At 56.6% G+C, this 15,696-nt stretch carries 14 protein-coding genes; 5 read left to right on the top strand and 9 right to left on the bottom strand.

Annotation, left to right across the window (positions count from 1 at the left end):
• On the bottom strand, nucleotides 1-564 hold a 564-nt coding region (locus VMJ32_04255), incomplete at its 3' end, for a hypothetical protein (GenBank protein HTQ38212.1).
• 287 nt (nucleotides 565-851) lie between these two features.
• On the opposite strand from VMJ32_04255, the gene modA reads away from it, so the two are divergent.
• The 3 genes from modA to VMJ32_04240 are packed head-to-tail and all read left to right on the top strand — an operon-like array spanning nucleotide 852 to nucleotide 3,039.
• Nucleotides 852-1,652 (top strand): molybdate ABC transporter substrate-binding protein, encoded by an 801-nt coding sequence (gene modA / locus VMJ32_04250; protein HTQ38211.1) that lies wholly within the window; start codon nucleotides 852-854, stop codon nucleotides 1,650-1,652.
• A 26-nt stretch (nucleotides 1,653-1,678) separates the two neighbouring features.
• Entirely contained in the window at nucleotides 1,679-2,392 is a 714-nt protein-coding gene (modB, locus tag VMJ32_04245) for a molybdate ABC transporter permease subunit (protein HTQ38210.1), read from the top strand.
• A 5-nt stretch (nucleotides 2,393-2,397) separates the two neighbouring features.
• Entirely contained in the window at nucleotides 2,398-3,039 is a 642-nt protein-coding gene (locus VMJ32_04240) for an ATP-binding cassette domain-containing protein (protein ID HTQ38209.1), read from the top strand.
• A gap of 268 nt (nucleotides 3,040-3,307) precedes the next feature.
• Here VMJ32_04240 and VMJ32_04235 read toward each other — a convergent pair whose 3' ends face one another.
• From VMJ32_04235 to VMJ32_04205, 7 genes are all read right to left on the bottom strand, one after another.
• The gene (locus VMJ32_04235; GenBank protein HTQ38208.1) at nucleotides 3,308-3,649 is read right to left on the bottom strand and encodes a hypothetical protein; all 342 of its coding nucleotides are present in this window, start codon (nucleotides 3,647-3,649) and stop codon (nucleotides 3,308-3,310) included.
• Nucleotides 3,650-3,896: 247 nt separating this feature from the next.
• Entirely contained in the window at nucleotides 3,897-5,198 is a 1,302-nt protein-coding gene (locus VMJ32_04230) for an LssY C-terminal domain-containing protein (protein HTQ38207.1), read from the bottom strand.
• 13 nt (nucleotides 5,199-5,211) lie between these two features.
• Nucleotides 5,212-7,494, bottom strand: coding sequence for a serine/threonine protein kinase (locus VMJ32_04225; protein HTQ38206.1), 2,283 nt, complete (start codon nucleotides 7,492-7,494; stop codon nucleotides 5,212-5,214).
• 71 nt (nucleotides 7,495-7,565) lie between these two features.
• Nucleotides 7,566-7,925: an STAS/SEC14 domain-containing protein gene (locus VMJ32_04220; GenBank protein HTQ38205.1), complete on the bottom strand. Its 360-nt coding sequence runs from the start codon at nucleotides 7,923-7,925 to the stop codon at nucleotides 7,566-7,568.
• 25 nt (nucleotides 7,926-7,950) lie between these two features.
• Nucleotides 7,951-8,676: a hypothetical protein gene (locus VMJ32_04215; GenBank protein ID HTQ38204.1), complete on the bottom strand. Its 726-nt coding sequence runs from the start codon at nucleotides 8,674-8,676 to the stop codon at nucleotides 7,951-7,953.
• Nucleotides 8,677-8,713: 37 nt separating this feature from the next.
• Complete coding sequence (locus VMJ32_04210; GenBank protein HTQ38203.1) at nucleotides 8,714-9,469, bottom strand: hypothetical protein; 756 nt, start codon at nucleotides 9,467-9,469, stop codon at nucleotides 8,714-8,716.
• Between the two features lie 17 nt (nucleotides 9,470-9,486).
• A complete protein-coding gene (locus VMJ32_04205; protein ID HTQ38202.1) occupies nucleotides 9,487-10,401 on the bottom strand; it encodes a DUF4440 domain-containing protein in 915 nt (304 codons plus the stop codon).
• A 297-nt stretch (nucleotides 10,402-10,698) separates the two neighbouring features.
• Here VMJ32_04205 and VMJ32_04200 point away from each other — a divergent pair, with 297 nt between their 5' ends.
• Both VMJ32_04200 and VMJ32_04195 read left to right on the top strand, forming a co-directional pair.
• A complete protein-coding gene (locus VMJ32_04200; protein HTQ38201.1) occupies nucleotides 10,699-11,538 on the top strand; it encodes an undecaprenyl-diphosphate phosphatase in 840 nt (279 codons plus the stop codon).
• Between the two features lie 190 nt (nucleotides 11,539-11,728).
• Nucleotides 11,729-13,054 carry a hypothetical protein gene (locus VMJ32_04195; GenBank protein HTQ38200.1) on the top strand — a complete coding sequence of 442 codons (1,326 nt, stop codon included), beginning with the start codon at nucleotides 11,729-11,731 and terminating at the stop codon, nucleotides 13,052-13,054.
• Nucleotides 13,055-13,112: 58 nt separating this feature from the next.
• Here the strand turns inward: VMJ32_04195 and VMJ32_04190 are convergent, their stop codons facing one another.
• Nucleotides 13,113-15,692, bottom strand: a complete 2,580-nt coding sequence (locus VMJ32_04190; GenBank protein HTQ38199.1) for a DUF4982 domain-containing protein — start codon at nucleotides 15,690-15,692, stop codon at nucleotides 13,113-13,115.
• Between the last annotated feature and the right edge of the window lie 4 nt (nucleotides 15,693-15,696).

Genomic DNA, 15,696 nt, shown 5'->3' with positions numbered 1-15,696 from the left:
GTGCTCGTCCAAATCGTAAATGGCTTGGGCCGTCGATTCCGGCAAGAGCAGCATGCGGGCAATTTCGGCGCCGCGCTGGCAGCGTATTTCGGCAATTTTCTGCCCACCTTTGACGCCCAGCCGCGCAATCGCCGCGATTTTTAACAGCTTGTCGACCGTGTTGCCTTCGGGTGCGCAATGCTTCCAACAGTGCTTTAGGCATTGACCAGGTTTGGTCCAATCGATCATGCGGCCGGAGCGTTTTACCAACTGATCGTCGGCGCCAAATAAATAGGCCATTTTGGCGGCATTGCTGGAGCAACCTAAGTCTTTCAGCAACAGCGCATAAAACAATGCCGAACCATCCACGGCGGAAAGCTGCAACACGTCGGCCAACCGCATGCCGATCAGCGCCGTGCGCATGCAATGCCCTTGAGGATGTCCTTGCGTAATATCCAGGGCCACGGACAGTGCGCTGATAATCTCGGAAAAACGTATCTTCTCGCCGACAATTAATCGTTCGCTTCCCGCTTCGCCGCCGGATAAATCATGGTCAAAGACAACAGCTTCGGCGGTGTTCGACATGGCGATTTTCTCCGGTTTCAGTTCGCAAGAAATTTGAGCGGATGCCAAAGCGGCGCGTCACTCAAAGTATAGGTTACCCCGCGAGAGGCCCCAGAAAGCTCGATCTATGGTTGAGGAAGGGTCTTGTTATTCCTATACTTGTGGCATTCGGTTGGACGAGCGCGGTTTTCCCGCTTTGGCGTCGGCCTGGCCCGAGTTTTTATTGACATCGGTTTCTGGCACCCCCCGCGAGAATTATGAACGTTTCGTCGCCTGCGTGAAAGGCTTTTATCATCATGAATGCGTTCATGCTGCGACCTCGTTACTTCGTCTGGTCAACCGTCGCTCTGTTTGCCTTGCTATTTTGCGCGTGCACCCAGCAACAACCGCCCGGCGCAACCAAGGAGCCGCTCATTGTGTCGGCGGCCGCCAGCACCAAGGAAATCATGGAAGCCGTGGCCACACAATTTCAATCCGAAACGGGCACCGAGGTGAAAGTCAACGTGGGGCCCTCCAGCGGTTTGGCGGCACAGATCGAAGCCGGCGCCCCGGCCGATTTATTCCTCTCCGCCAACCAGCAATGGGCCGACGAGGTGCTGAAAGCCGGCTATGCTGACGCCATGACCCGGCTGCTGACCAATCAGTTGGTCCTTGTCGTGCCCAACGCAAACCTAGCCGGCGTAAAGCAACCGCAAGATTTGCTGTCGGCTAAAGTGAAAAAAATTGCATTGGCGGGCGAAAAAGTACCCGCCGGCATCTATGCCGATCAGGCTCTGACCAAACTCGATCTGCTCAAGCCGCTGACCGACATGGGAAAAATTGTCCGCGGCCAGGACGTGCGCACCGCGCTAACTTACGTGGAGCGCGGCGAGGCAGAAGCCGGCATTGTCTATTCGACCGACGTGTCTATCGCTCCGGCAGTAACACAGGTTTACCAATTTGACCCCAAGCTGCACGACGAAATTGTTTACATGCTGGTCTTGTTAAAGCATGGCAGCCAGAACCCGGCCGCAAAACAGTTGTTCGAATTCCTGCAATCGCCAAAGGCCGACGCCGTTTATACTAAGTTTGGCTTTTCTCGATTGCCCGATAGTCGCTCCGCACCCTAATTTTAAATTTTGAAGGGGACTGACGTTTGTTCTTAACCCTTGCGGAATGGCAAGCTGTTCGTCTGACGCTGCTGGTCGCCATCGTGGCGGTGCTCGCCAGTTTGCCGCTGGCTGTGGCGCTGGGCTGGCTGTTGGCCAAGCGTAATTTTCCCGGAAAATTTCTGGTCGATACCATCATCAATTTGCCCCTTGTGTTGCCTCCCGTGGTGACCGGTTATTTATTGCTCGTTACGTTTGGTCGGCAAGGTTACATTGGCTCGTTTTTGGAACGGGCCTTCGACGTGCGCTACGTGTTCGATTGGAAAGGGGCCGCGCTGGCTTCCGCAGTTGTCGCTTTTCCCTTGTTCGTGCGGCCCATTCGTCTGGCCTTCTCGGCCATTGACGATCGGCTGGTTCAGGCGGCCCGCACCTTGGGCGCCCGGCCACTCGATGCTTTTTGGTCCATTTTGCTCCCCTTGGCGCGACCGGGAATTCTTAGCGGCAGCTTGCTCGCCTTCGCCCGCAGCATGGGCGAGTTCGGCGCCACTATTATGATTGCCGGCAACATCCCCGGAGAAACGCGCACCATGTCGCTGTTGATTTACACGCAGCTCGATACGCCTGGCGGGATGGAACAATCGGTCCGTTTAGTCGTGGCCTCGATTGTGATTGCCGCAGTCGCGCTGGCGGCCGGCGAATTGCTAGAGCGCTACGGTCGGAGGCGTTTGCAAGGGCCAGAGTTTCAAAAAGCTGCTGCATAACCGCCATGAGCGTGCTCCGTTTCGATTGCCGTTTTACATATCCTGCCGGATTCCATTTAAATTTTACCTTTGCGGCCGAAGGGGGCGTGACGGCGCTCGTGGGTCCATCGGGCAGCGGCAAAACCACCGTGCTGCATTTAATTGCCGGATTGCTTACGCCGCAGGCGGGCACAATTTCGCTGCGCTGCAAGGTTCTGTTCGATTCCAAACAGTGCGTGAACCTCCGTCCGGAACAGCGCGGCGTGGGTTACGTGTTCCAAGATTATCAACTGTTTCCCCACTTGAACGTGGAACAGAACTTGCGCTATGGCCAGCGGCGCACGCGGAAAACTGGCGTCGATTTCGACAAAATCGTCAGCATCTTGGAACTAGCCGATTTTTTGCGCCGGCCGCCCCATTCGCTGAGCGGCGGGCAAAAACAGCGTGTGGCCGTGGGCCGAGCGTTGCTCCGCAGTCCCCAACTCTTGCTGTTGGACGAGCCGCTCAGCGCGCTCGATCCCAGCTTGCGGGCTGCGGTGGCCGATCACCTGGTCAAAGCCATCGAGGAATTTCACATCCCCACGCTGCTGGTCAGCCACGACCGCGAAAGCATCGATTGGCTGGCCCACACGACCATTTCGCTGAACCAGACGAATTCAGGGGCCTGAAAGCAAGTGGCCCGTCGGAGAACGCAGCGCGGCCTGAAAATTCGGTTTAAGCGGAAGCGTAATCCGCCGTTGTAGGAGGGGAATCCTTTCCCCGACAGCCCGCCAACATATACTTCCATCGGCTTTTGCCCAAAAACTCCATTGCATACATAAATGCTAGTGACACCAACGTCAGACCGCTTCCAGATTTAGTGGCTTGACATGATTTCTCGGGCAAAGCCACTTCCATCGGCGAAAGGATTCGCCTCCTACAAACTTTAATTGGGCTCTACTTACGGCGGCGGCACAGGCAGGCACCGATCAACAAGCCAACTCCGGCAGCAATGCCGAGTGCGGCTTTGGGATTCTGCTTAACCTTCAGCTTGGCCGATTTTCGCAGTGCGCGAACTTGCTTGCGGCCCTTGGTAATGTAATCGGCGGCGGACTCCTTCAGTTCGGCCGCACGCCGCTTCATCGATTGCGTGGCATCAGAGCTCAATTCCCGAACTGTAGTCAGCAGGTTGCTTTCGGTTTCCATGGCATATCCTTTTCCATTCCCATTGCGGTGGGCGTGATTGGAATACTTGGTCGATTTGCCGTCTTTACGTTCTTTCATGGTCGTGCGAAACATAATTTATCTCCCTGCGATGGATATTTCCAGATTCTCTTCGCGCCGGACCGCAAATTTCTAACTCGCCGCTGAAACTGTCAGTAGCCCGATCCGGACATTCATAAAAGTGTAGGTTACCCCAGCGCCCTGGTTGCCCCTGCGGAAATGCGCAAAAAGTGCTTGTTTTCCGCTCTGTTCTTGGGGTGGTGTTTCAGCCGAGCGACGGAGGTCACGCCCAAAATTGGGTGGTTCACTCCCTGAATCCGGTTTAAGCCCAGGCGACGAATTGGGGCGCGGTTCGCGATGCAGACACCATCACGGCCGCCCGCCGCCCATCCGTAAAATACACATCGCCGGTCAAATTCAAACGCGGCGATTGCCGGCCGCAAGCTCCCACGCCGTCCAGGTAGCCCGCTTTCTCCAACCGTTCCGCCTGCAGCAAATCTTCCACCACGTAATCGCGCGCCTCGTCCACATCGGGATCGATGCGGTGCGTGGTCAAATTCCACGTTCGCCACGTAAAGCGCACGCCGATGTCGCGGCTCACCTGGCCAATCCACACCGGTACGCCTTCAAAGCGCAGCGTCGTGGCCCACAACCGTAAATGCAGCCGTTCGTTAATCGATCGCCGCACACGTTGCAGGGCAAAATCTTGGCTGCGGCCAAACAAATACAACGGGCTGACCGGCGAGTAGCGATATTCCGAACCCATAAAAAACGCCCGGAAGGTTTTCCAGCACGTCGCCATCGTAATAGTTTCGGTTTCGTCCCACCGGGCCGCAAAGGCGCTAATGATGGTGGGGAATTCCCCGGCGACAACCAGATTGACCGGATCGCCGTGGCGCGAGCCGGCCGCGTTCGTGGTCGTGGGCGGCATTTGAGAAATTCGTTCCACCAGCATCGGAATGGTGCACTCGACAATTTGATCCGCCGCGTAGCGATTTTCAAAATCGTGCCGCAAATAATCCACGTGCAACCCAGGGACAGGCACGGTAAACGTGAATTCCTTCACTTCCTCGTGGCTCATGAATCGCAAATGCACGATTTTGCTTCCCGCATCCAGCGACGTGAAGACGAAGCCTTCGGCCGTGCATTCCGTACCGATGGGCCGGAGATGAAATGCATGTTCCTCGAAAAAAGCTTCCATCCGGCGGTTGGCCCGGCGCGCGGCAATCAACTTGATGGGCAATAAAATTAGCAGCGGCAACATCAACAGCGGCAGGAAAATCCACGCGAAAAACCCGAATTCCAAAATTCTGCGGCCGGACACAAAACGATTGATCGCCGCCGCCTCGTACGGCGAAAAATAGTTCGGATCCAGACCGAGCAAATTCAGCCGATATGCACGTGGGCTGCGGTTTACAATTCGCAGCCACACCGGTTGAATGCCGCGCCGGGCCAGCGACACGCCAAAAAACTGCTTGCTCTCCGCGCCATCCAGCACAGCCACGCTGGCTTCCAAGCCATCGGCCGATTGCGTTTGTGCCCGCTGGAGAAATTGCCGCGCCGTTGCGTCCGGATGGTAAGGCACGGTGAGCCAGCGCAGCAGAGGAATGCGATCAAGGGCCATGATTGTGGTTGTGCTACGTTAATTTCGCGCTGCCAGTTCCAGTCGATTTTGCGTTGCCAGATTCGCCAGCTTTCTCACTGCCAGCTTCGGCCGATCTCACGCTGCCGGCCTCCGCCACGCCCAAAATCTGCGTTGCGTCGAACATTTGCGTCGTGGTGTCCGGCTGCGTCGTCGCCGGCGCACGCGGATAGCAGGCTTCCCACCATGCGCGGGCGTCGGCTTGGGTCCAAGCGGCCACCGCCGAGCACGCGGCAAGCAGATCGACCATAACCGCTGCCGATGCCGGCCGATCGCCGGGTTGTTTCGCCAGACACTTCAGCAGCAACGCCTCCAGTTCCGCCGACACCGGCTTGCCCAACCGTTTGGATGGCGCGTCGGGCGTCATCATCACGTGCTTTTGCAAGATTTGCATCACGTTGTCGGCGTCGAACACCGGTGTGCCGGTCAGCAGAAAATAACCGACCGCGCCGACCGCGTACAAATCGCTGCGGGCGTCCATTTGACTGTTTTGAATTGCCTCCGGTGGCATGTACAGCGGCGTTCCGGTCATCGTGCCCGTCGCGGTCAGTGACGCATCTTTACGGCTATCGAGCGCTTTCACCAGTCCGAAATCGAGCAGCTTCACGAAATCGTACATGCCGCCTCGTTCGGTCAGAATGATGTTGGCCGGCTTAATGTCGCGGTGAATCAACCCCGTGCTGTGAGCTTCGGCCAGCGAGCCGCACACTTGCTGCAAAATGTGGATCACCCGGCCCTCGGGCTGGGCTCCGTGCCGCTTCACCAGGTCTTCCAAGTTAATGCCATCCAAATATTCCATGGCGTAATAAAAAATACCCTCCGGCGTGCGGCCGTAATCGTAAATGGCAATCGTGTTGGGATGCGTCAGCTTGCTGGTGAGTTGCACTTCGCGTTCGAAGCGGGCGATGGTTTGCTCGTTGGTTTTTTCCGCGCCTAAGAATTTGACCGCCGTGGGGCGATGCAGCATGTCGTGATGGGCGCGGTACACGACGCCCATGCCTCCTTCGCCCAACTTTTCGTCCAGCGTATATTGGCCCAGGTGCTTGGCCGAGAGCACGGCCATTCGTGCTTCGCGCTTGGCATGCGCCACCACCACCGTGAAGATGAAAATCGCCACGGCCGCAGCGATCAGCAGGGCGAACATTCCCCAGAAGGCGCGGCGGAGCACGTACAGCGGCTGGAACGATTCGGCCACATCTTGCTTCGTCGTCACGCCAAAGCCTTCGTCCTTTAGCCACGTCCAAGCACTTACCACCGGCACGCCGCGGTAATCGCGGGAACCACTCACCTGGACTCCCGATTCACCTTTCACCGCCGCCGTAGCCATTTGGGTAAGGGGCTGATCGGCACGGCGCAATTCCGGCCGGCCGCCGCTTGTCATGTCGACGCCCGGATCGCGCAGCTCCAACGTAAGAATCGAACGCGAATCGGGCAAGTCAGCCAACAGTCCGATTTGCTTCAACTGGTCATCAAACCGGCTTTCACTGAGCATCAGGCCGTCTTGATTGAAGGCGTACGTTTCGCCCGTTTCGCCGCTGCGGGCCACTTGCAAAATGCGCGTGAAATCTTCGTCGGGGCGAATGCGCAAGCCGAGCACCGCGATGATTTCGCCTTGCGCGTTTTTCAGCGGCGCTGCGGTAAACATCGTTGGCAAATTTGGCTTAGCTTCTCCCTTTTCATCCTTCAGCAGCAAAATGCTTCGGAACGGATGCGATACGGCGGGTTGCCCGGCGGCCACTTTTGTGAAAAACTCTTTTTGATAGCCCGGCAGCGTGCGGCCCACGGGCGCATCCAAATCGGCGGCCAACACCGTTGCGTTGGTCGAAAGAATCACAAAGCCGGCATACCCCAACGCCATTTCCGGCTTGAGCTGCGTGCGAAGCGATTCTTGCGCCGGCGATTGCAGCAGCGACCGAGTGGCATCGGCATCGCCGGCCGATTTTGCGATTGCCGCGAGTTGTTCGACGGGCGGAATTAATTCATCGTCGTCTGCAATCAGGAGCGCATCTTTAATTTGTTCCAGCGTCCAGACGTGGAGAGCGGCCACGTCGGCGTTTAAAATGGCGGTCAACTCGTCGATCCGCCGCTGACGCATCGCGCTTTCCACCGACCGGCTCACCCACCACCCGCACAGGCCCAAAATCAGCGTGCCCAGAATCGGCCAAATCCACAGCTGTTTGCGCAGCATCAGGCTGGTGACCATCGCCGAGCGAATCATGCTTTTCGCGCCCGACTTCACCGCGCTGGCGGCCTTCGAAGACAATTGGTTCGGATCCACAAACAGCTCCCGGCCTGCTGCGCCCGCGGCTCAAATTTAGCGGCGTCGTGCGGCTGCGGATGAGGATAGGTTCATGCTTCGGCCAGCCATTTTTTAGCCGTCTCGAGTTGGGCCGCATCAAAATAGCGAATGTTGGCCATCGTGAATGGCTTGCAGACGGTGGCCATCCATTTTTCCCAAGTCTTTTCGCCGACCAGGGCAATCCGCTCGATCTTCGTGCAGTGCGTGGTGGCGAACTTGGTGTCGTCCCACAGCGCTTTGGCGTCCCACCCGTGAAAATCGTGAAATTGCGCCAGCATCCGCACTTTGCCTTGCTTGGCAATCGCTTCGTCGACCAGCGGCACAAACATTTTGTAATCTTCGTCGTGCAGCTTGCCGGACATTTTGAAACCCAGCACCTTATCAGGCAACCCGGAGATTTGCTCAATCATGGTTCTTCCCTCCTTGAGAAAAAACTTACAACGGCAAATAAGAGCCAAACGGCGGAATAAAATTGTTGCCGAAGGCGGGACTGTAAGGACTTTGAACTCCGCCTGGGCCCGCGCTGTTATTCAGTTGCGTCGCACTTTGCTCCCGCGCTTGCTGCGCGGCCGCTTGCTGAGATTGCAGCGACTGCAGTTGTTTCTGCCGCAGTTGATCGAACGCGGATTGGTTATGGGCAATCGACTGGCGGTCGGCCCGAATTTCCGTCAGCGCGGCTTCTAATTGCGCGGCGCTAAGGCTTGGGATATCGGTCAGCCCCAGCGATTGCAAATACTTGCGGCGGTAACCGTCGGCCATGTTCGTCATGTAGGCGCCCAACCAGTTTTGCGCCTCCTGAAAATTCTTGCCGTTCAGCACTTTGAGCTTCGCCTGCCAATCGTCCAGGAACGCCTGCAGTTCGCTTGTCGGCATGGTTTGAATTTGAGCATCCAGCTTTTCGTTAATTCGCTTGATTTGCCTGGGCGTGTAAACGGGCTGCGTCGATAGCCATTTTTGATATTCCGCGCCGACTTGTTTCCACTGGTCGCCGGCCATAATTTTTGCCCGGACCGAAGCTTCCGACGGCGCCGCCATCACCGATTTCGTAGCCTCCTTCCCATCTGAGGGCGACTGACTGGAAATTTGCGCCGCTAGCGGAGCGGCCCTCATCCAGCCGCTTGCTGCCAGCACAAATATCAAAAGTTTTTCAATTTTACGCATGACGATTCGCAATGAATTTGCCAAAAAATCTTACCCGCTACAGCGGCAACGAGTAGCTGATTTGGCCGGGGCCGTTATCAATGAAAAATTTCATTTGCGGCGGCGGCGGGGGATTGAACTTGGGCGGGCGGTAGGGACTTTGGAAGGTATTGAAGCCCGCCGAACTGGTGTACGAATTGCTTTGCTGTTGTTGTGCTTGGATCGAGGCCGCGTTTTGCTGCTGCGCATTTTGAACCGCTTGCCGCCTGCTGGCATTGAAGGCTGCCTGATTTTGCTGGATCGACATTTGATTGGCGCGAATGTCGGTGATGGCCTCTTCCAATTGTCCGGCGCTCATGCTGGGAATGTCAGTTAACCCCATCTGTTGCAAATAATTTCGACGATAACCTTCCGCCATGTTCGTCATGTAAGCGCCCAGCCAGTTCTGCGCTTCTTGAAAATCCTTTCCATTGAGCACCTTAAGCTTGGCCTGCCAGTCGTCCATAAAGCCTTGCAGTTCGCTGGTCGGCATGTTCTGAATTTGGGCGTCGAGCTGATCGTTGATTTTCTTGATCTGGCTGGGCGAATAAATGGGCTGCGTGTTCAGCCATTGCTGATACTGCGTGCCGATTTGCTTCCACTGGTCGCTATTGAGTATTTTCGCCCGCTCCGCGGCATCGGCCGATGCCGCACTGCCCGAAGCACTGCCAGCCGCACCGGTTTGCTGCGCAGTCAACCGACCAAGCGGCAAAGCCAGAGCCAGTAAAAAAGCCCCCGCTAATCCGCACGCAATTTTCAATTTTCCTGTCAACATAAATTCCAGCCGCCGTTTTACGACCGCTTCAGCGTGACTTCAAAATCCTGGGCCGGCTGTCCATCGACCGAGCCGTGAATCAGTTTCCAAATCAACGTATTTTTATCGGGCACTTTGTAAACTTGCGTGGCCTTGGAAATTTTTCCATCGGGCAAAACCCGTTGCGAAGCCTCCATCCACACGGTTCCTTCCAAGCTCCACAGTCCTTCGCTGTAGCTGCCGTCGTCGATGAACATCCACGACTTAATGTGTTGCGCCAGCGGGTCCCAGCCAATTTCTTGCGTGCCGTTGAGCGATACTTTTCCGCCGGAAATGGCAATCTCACGCCGCAGGAATTTCTTCGTGGCATCCCATTTGGCCGAAATGTGAATCGTCGAATCGTTCATTTTTCCCGACCATTCGCCGACAAACACCCCCAGCGATGCTAATTCGTCGCTGCCGGAAGTCTCTGCCGGTGTGCGATACTCCTTCAGGCTGTCCAGTTTCCAGCGGCCGCTTTGCTTCACCCACAACGCGGTGTAGTGCCCTGTGATCGGTTCCTTGCCGTTTTCCAAGGCTGTTTCGCAGTCGCCATTTTCAATCGCCACGTCGTCGGTGACAAACCTCACTGTCACCTGGCTCACGCTGGTCGGAGGCGCGGCGACGGCAGGAGTGGGCGCGCCGCTTCCGGCCGCACTTTTGGCCAGCAAGTCATGAACGTTCACCGTCTTTCCCGTCTCGTCGGTGTAAGTGCCGTCGGCCGTCCAGAAATCGGCCAAGGCTTTGACATCGGCGCGCGCCATGGCGGCTAAATAATCTTTGCCAGCCTGACGCACCGCTGCTTCATCGGCCGCGCGGTTGCCGCTGCCTTGTGCAAGCGCCAGGCGCGTGCTCAGCAGAATTCCTAGAGCACCAACAAAACCACACATCCTAAGCGGCAAATGGTTTTTCATGCATGAATCCAGTGATCTGAATGTGGCGAAATGTGGCACTCGGCTGCGACAAATTTAAGTTTACTTTTCCACCAACTAACTCGATAGTGCCCCGCGTGTCAGACTCAAACGATCAAGCAGCCCGGCCAGCTCCCTCGAAGATTATAGCTTACCTATGCGTCTTTCACGACGAAAAGAATCGCGCTCTGCGGCCGAAAAACAGTTCTTTTTCGCCGGCGCCGGCCCGGTCTGGAATGCGCTGCGGTTTCACGCTATTCTTCTGCATCGGTTGGCAACCCCGTTTCGGAAACGTCGCCTATGTTCAATCTTGTGCAGTTGTGGCAAATTCTGCTGTTGGCAGTCGTACAAGGAGCGGCGGAGCTGCTGCCGGTTTCCAGTTCGGCACACGTGATTGTGGCTGCAAAACTACTCGGCTACGAATGGGCCAGCGATTTTGACCGGGCCTTTTTCCTGGTGATGTTGCACACGGGAACCATGTTCGCGGTGCTCATTTATTTTTGGTCGCGCTGGAAGCAAATGGCCAAAGACATTCCCGGGCTCATTTTGGCGACTGCCTGCACAGCGGCGGTTGGGCTCCCCTTGATTTGGGTCATCGAAAAGCTCACGCATCAGGACGTTGAGCATCTATTTCAAAATTTGCCTCTGATTGGTTGCTCGCTGCTTGTGGTAGGCGTGCTGATTATCATTGCCGGCCGTAAAGACGAAAAGAAACCGGGCACGGATGCGAATATCGACCTGGGCAGCGCCGCCTGTATTGGGTTGACGCAAGGGTTGGCGCTGCCGTTTCGCGGTTTTTCGCGCTCCGGCTCGACCATTTCTTCCGGCATGCTCCACGGAATCGTGCGCTACCGCGCCGAAGAGTTCAGCTTTGCCCTGGCCGTAATTCTGACGCCTGCGATCATTTTGTTCGAAGGCTACAAAATGTGGAAGCTGCATTCGGCCGCGTCGACAGGATCAGCCAGCTTCGGCGAGCTTTTACTCCCCGGATTGCTGGGCATGGTGTTCAGCTTTGCCGCAGGATTAATCGCGCTGAAATGGCTTTCGCAATGGCTGGAAGCCGGCCGCTGGAAGTTTTTTGGATTTTATTGCTTGTTTGCCTCCGCAGCAGTACTGACCGTGCATTTCTTAAAGATGTAGCGTCAGGCAATGTCTGGCGGGCGCGCAATGGGCGATTGGGAAAGTTGCCAAATGGGCTGGCGACACTCACAATCTAGATTGATTTTCCAGAACATCATCTGTGACGCGCCATCCGCCATCCGCCGCTAGCAATTCATCAGTGCCATCTCATCGCGCGCCATTGTTGTTATGGCGAACTTTCATCATCGCTGTGTTTCTTCTGTCTCGTGGCTACATTTTCTTCGGTCTGGATGTCTGGTATTCCGACGCTGAGAACACGTACTTTGCTGACTCCATGCGGGCCTACGACGGCCAAATCGCGCCGTACAGTGAAATGCAAATTGAATATCCGCCGCTTGGCTGGTGGGCCATCTACACGCCGCGCTTACTTGCGCCGGGACACATTCCAGAGCCCACGCCAGAGAACATCGCGCCGGTTCACAAGGAATATGTTCCCATCTTTCGCGGTCAGATGTTTCTTTACGATGTCGGCTCGCTGGCTCTATTCACCATGACCGTGCGGCGCCGGCGGCCCGAACTGGTCAATTGGGCCGCGCTCACTTATGTCCTCGCCACGTCGCTGTTGGGCCACTTGATTTACGACCGGATCGACATGGGTTTGTTGCTCCTGCTAACGGCCTGGGCCTGTTGTGCCGTGCGCTCGCTCGACGAAGACCAGCGAAGCGTCACGTGGTCTACCGCCGCCTACGCCATGCTCGGGCTGGGTATCAGCTATAAATTGATTCCCATTGTCTGCATTCCCATTTTGATCGTGGCTGATTGGCGCACACCCAGGCGGTCGGTCCGAATACCCCTGGGATTGCTCGCCCTGACCGCAACTGTCGGATTGCCGTTTCTCATCCAATTTGCCATCTCCGGCGGGGGCGTTTTCAATTTGCTCAAGTATCACGGCGAGCGCGGCATTCAGATCGAATCGCTTTATTCCACCTTCATGATGCTCGCCGCGCTGCTTGGCGGCCACGTGTTTGTCGAATTGACGCACGGCGCTTTCAACTTAACCGGCAGCCTTTCAGGATTCATGTACGTCTTGTCAAGCGTTGCGCTGGCCGTTTTTTTGTTCGGACTGTGTCTGTGGGTTTTCTTCCAACCCACCCAGTGCAGCCGTGTGGCCGGTTACCGCGCAGCCTGCTTGGCATTAGTGGGCTGCGTCATTTTGTCGAAGGTCTTGTCGCCACAGTATTTCGTCTGGGCCATGCCTATGGCGCTCTTATTAACGGTCGAAGTAATACCCAAGCAGCGTGCCGCATCCTGGGGGCTCGCGCTCTGGCTGCTGACTATCGTCGCCCTGACCACCTGGATCTTCCCCTATCACTACGCTGCTGATCCCGATCACCCGGAACTCATTGCCTTGCTCCCGCCCGGCCCCGGCGACGCCGCCCACTTGCAATTGCTCCCCTGCCTCATCCTCGGCATCCGGAACATTCTCTACTTCGCGCTTGTTGTCTGGCTGCTTGCGTCGCTAGTTCGCCAATCTGTTCAACAAACCGCAGGGGGCGAACAAAAGTTGCCCCAATAGTAAACAGCACACGTTGAGCGAGATCGACTGCTTTATGCTCTCTGGAGCAGAGTATCAACTATTTATCGGCGGGCGTCAGGCGCCGCTCGACCATTTCGCTCAGCCCGTCCTGCAATTTTACCGGTTTCGATTCCAATTCCAGCGTGCCGGCTTGCAGGCCGTCGCGGGTGGCGGTGAGAGTTACCTTCCCCGCCGTCAACGTGCTGCGCAGCGAAACGCGGTTAATGCCGCACTCGTCGTTCAAATACAAATTGTTTGTTGATTTCAACTTGCCGCTGTTGTAACCCCCGCGCCAAATGGCCGGGCCGGTCACGGCAAAATCGATGCGCGCATCGTCCGTGGGACAGCGCCGTCCTTGGTCGTCGACCACTTCCACGTCGACCAGTGCCACATCTTCGCCATCGGCCTGCCAGCCGGCCGGCCCCACCATCGGCGTCAACTTGATTTGCTTGGCCGGACCGGCAGTGGTGAGTTCATGCCGGCACACTTCCCGAGCATCGTTATAACCCACGGCCAGAATCGTTCCTGCTTCCCAACTCACGTCGGGAAAAGCGAACACAAAGCCGTCGGTTGCATCCGTCTTCTTCCCCAGCGATTTCCCGTTGACCAACAGCTCCACCGCTTGCGTGTTGGCAATCACGTAAACCGTTTTGTGCGTATCGGCCGGGTACGTCCAATGGCCCAAAATGTGAATGTCGGGCTGTGAACTCTGCATCACGCGGTACGTGTAATAAATTTCCTTGGGCAGCCGCACAGCGTCCACTTTGCCGCTGGCCCTGGCCACTTCGCTCGATTGCTGCCGCCCGTCGGCGTTGGAATCGGTGAAATAAATCGAAGCGTAACCCGCCCACTTCGCATGCGCGGGATTGGGATTCGAAATCCGATTGTTCCAATAATCCCAATACCGATTGGCCGCCGCCAGCGAAAACGTCTCCGAATTCCAGTGATACGTGTCGCTGGGCCCCTTCTTGAACCCGAAATAGGGCGGTGAGTAATCGTCCCAAAACCGCCGCGCCCCTTCGTCGCGAAAATCTTCCGTTTCAACCAGCGGCGCCCGGTCGCGCCGCTCCGCGCTGTAAGCCCGAAACATTTGCGTCGGCGATTTTAACGCGTCGGTCTTCGGGTCTTGCCCAATCATCACGCCAAAATATTCCGCAATGGGCGTGGTGGCGGCTTCTTCCAGCGTGCGGCAACCCATCACTCGCCCGCCGTGCGGGTCCCACTGGTTTTTCAGATCGACCATCTGTTGCATGTGTTCGGCGGTGATGCCGTTGTTGCCCGCCTCCCAAAATAAAATGCTGGGGCTGTTGCGATAATAAATCATTGAATCGGCCATCACTTCCAGCCGCTGTTCCCATTGCCGGCCGGTCGCGCTCTTTTCTTTATCGCCCGCTGGGCAAACCTCCACCACGCCAAACTTATCGAGCGCTTCCACATCGACCTTTTGCGGCGAGACGTGCATCCAGCGAATGTAGTTGCCGTGGCAATCGCGAATGAGCTGCGCCGTAAAATCGTGCATCCAGTCAGGATACGCTTGCCCCAGCCCGGCCCATTCGTCGCTGGTGCGCTGCGCAAATCCCTTCAGGTACACAAACTGATCGTTGATGAACACGCCGCCGGTGCCGGCCCCGCCTTTGAATTCGGTTTTTCGAAAGCCCGTGGTCGTTTTGCACACATCGACCACTTTGCCATCGACCGTGAGCAGCGTGTAAACACTGTACAAATACGGATCGTCGATACTCCAGAACTTGGCGTCTTTGAGCGCGCCGCTGGCCGTAATCACCGACTTCTCGCCGCTGACCATGTCCAGCGTGTCGGCGGAAAATTTGGCGCACACGTTTCCGTCGTGATCGACAATCACCGCCGATAAATCAACCGACGCCCGATCGGCCGAGGCATTATGAACCTGCGCCTCCACCGTAATGTCGGCCATATAGTCCGCAATCGAAATGTCCGCCGGGTAAACATACACCCCCGTGGTCTTCAATCCGTCGTACACCGGCAGCGTTTGATAAATCGGCCCGGTCACGTGCAGCCGCACATGCCGGTTCAGTCCGCCATAAACCGGGTTGAAATCGTTCGTATTCCATTCAAACCGCGTGCCGCTGTCCCGTTCGGCATAATCCAATCGGCTATCGACATGCACGGCCAACAGATTGTCTTGCCCGCCGAATTTGACCGCGTCGGAAATATCGACCCCGTAGGCGGTGATTCCGTTTTCCGAAAGCCCGACCGACTTGCCATTCAAAAAAATCTCGCCGGCCTGGCGCATTCCCTCGAACTCCAAAAACACGCGCTTGCCGGCATCTTCGGCCGGCAGTTTGAAGTGCTTCCGATACCAGGCGGTGCCTTTCCACGTGCCCCGGTCGCCGCCGCTGTGTGTAATGAGCGTGCGAAAACTGTCGGTGTCGTTAAAAGTGTGCGGCGTGCTGACCGTGGCCCAGGCGGAATCGTCGAAATCGACCGCCTCGGCCCCATCGGCCTTGGACTGATCTTCCTTGAAGAATTTCCAATTCAGGTCAAAATTGTATTCCCGCCGCGGCGTTTCCGGCGGCGAAAATTTCTGTTCCGCGAATAAAACATCCGACAAAAACGCCAGTGTGATGAAAAACAAACAAATCTTATGCAGGATGGGCATTGAT

The organism is Pirellulales bacterium, assembly GCA_035499655.1.
GTDB lineage: Bacteria > Planctomycetota > Planctomycetia > Pirellulales > JADZDJ01 > DATJYL01.
Note: the sequence above shows the minus strand (reverse complement) of the source record. Positions and strands in the feature narration are given on the sequence as shown.

Excerpts from the sequence above, each read along its gene's own strand:
- modA (HTQ38211.1), top strand. The coding sequence starts at position 852 with ATGCTGCGACCTCGTTACTTCGTCTGGTCAACCGTCGCTCTGTTTGCC.
- VMJ32_04240 (HTQ38209.1), top strand. The coding sequence starts at position 2,398 with ATGAGCGTGCTCCGTTTCGATTGCCGTTTTACATATCCTGCCGGATTC.
- VMJ32_04235 (HTQ38208.1), bottom strand. The coding sequence starts at position 3,649 with ATGTTTCGCACGACCATGAAAGAACGTAAAGACGGCAAATCGACCAAG.
- VMJ32_04230 (HTQ38207.1), bottom strand. The coding sequence starts at position 5,198 with ATGGCCCTTGATCGCATTCCTCTGCTGCGCTGGCTCACCGTGCCTTAC.
- VMJ32_04220 (HTQ38205.1), bottom strand. The coding sequence starts at position 7,925 with ATGATTGAGCAAATCTCCGGGTTGCCTGATAAGGTGCTGGGTTTCAAA.
- VMJ32_04215 (HTQ38204.1), bottom strand. The coding sequence starts at position 8,676 with ATGCGTAAAATTGAAAAACTTTTGATATTTGTGCTGGCAGCAAGCGGC.
- VMJ32_04210 (HTQ38203.1), bottom strand. The coding sequence starts at position 9,469 with ATGTTGACAGGAAAATTGAAAATTGCGTGCGGATTAGCGGGGGCTTTT.
- VMJ32_04205 (HTQ38202.1), bottom strand. The coding sequence starts at position 10,401 with ATGAAAAACCATTTGCCGCTTAGGATGTGTGGTTTTGTTGGTGCTCTA.
- VMJ32_04200 (HTQ38201.1), top strand. The coding sequence starts at position 10,699 with ATGTTCAATCTTGTGCAGTTGTGGCAAATTCTGCTGTTGGCAGTCGTA.
- VMJ32_04190 (HTQ38199.1), bottom strand. The coding sequence starts at position 15,692 with ATGCCCATCCTGCATAAGATTTGTTTGTTTTTCATCACACTGGCGTTT.